The 950-nt window shown below is 76.6% G+C and carries 1 protein-coding gene; it reads left to right on the plus strand.

Features of this window, described 5'->3' with window-relative positions; all coding sequences use genetic code 11:
- Positions 1 to 950: hypothetical protein (locus AC13HU_RS37685; protein WP_483046510.1), on the plus strand; the 950-nt coding region annotated here is incomplete at both ends.

The raw sequence follows: 950 nt of genomic DNA on the forward strand, positions 1-950 counted from the left end.
GGCCACCGCTGCTCGCCACCTGGGACCCGCACGTCGGCCCCGGCACCCCCGCCGCCGTCGCGATCGCCGTACTCGCGGTCGGGTACGGGCCCCGGCTCGCCGAGCGGCTGCCGTGGCGGGCGCTGCCGTGGGCCGCGTGGGCCGCCGCCATGGCCTGGACGTGGTCGCTCGCGCTCGTGGACGGGTGGCGGCGCGGCGTGGCGAACCGGCTCACCACGCGCAACGAGTACCTCGTCGAGGTGCCCCGCTTCCGTCACCCGGGCGCCACACTGCGGGACTTCACCCACCACATCCTCATCGGCTCGCCCGGCAACTGGAACGCGCACGTCGCCGGGCACCCGGCCGCCGCGGTGATGACCTTCGTCGGTCTTGACCGGATCGGGCTGGGCGGCGGCGCCTGGGCGGGCGCGTTCGTCATCACCACGGGCGCGTCGGTGGCCGCCGCCGTACTGGTCGCACTGCGCGCGCTCGGCGCGGAGGGCGCCGCGCGAACGGCCGCGCCCTTCCTCGTACTCACCCCAGGGGCGGTGTGGGTCGGCGCCTCCGCGGACGGGTACTTCGCCGCCGTCGCCGCCTGGGCGCTGGCGCTGCTGGTGCTCGCCGGCACCGCCGGATCACGGTCCCGGCGGGCCGCCGCCGCGCTCGGCAGCGGGCTGTTGCTCGGGCTCGCGCTCTACCTCTCCTACGGGCTGACCCTGCTGGTCGTGCCGGTCGTCGCCGTCATCTGGTCCACCCGCACCCTGCGGCCCCTCCCGCTGGTCCTGCTCGGCGGCCTCGTCGTCCCGGTCTGTTTCACGCTCGCCGGCTTCGACTGGTGGGACGCCTCCCGCCTGCTCACGGTCCGCTACTCCCAGGGCGCGGGCGGCGATCGGCCCTACTCCTACTGGCTGTGCGGCGACCTCGGCACCGTCCACGCCGCCGCGGGCCTCGCTTCCTTCGCGGGCCTGCGC

Source organism: Streptomyces sp. NH27 (assembly GCF_056859195.1).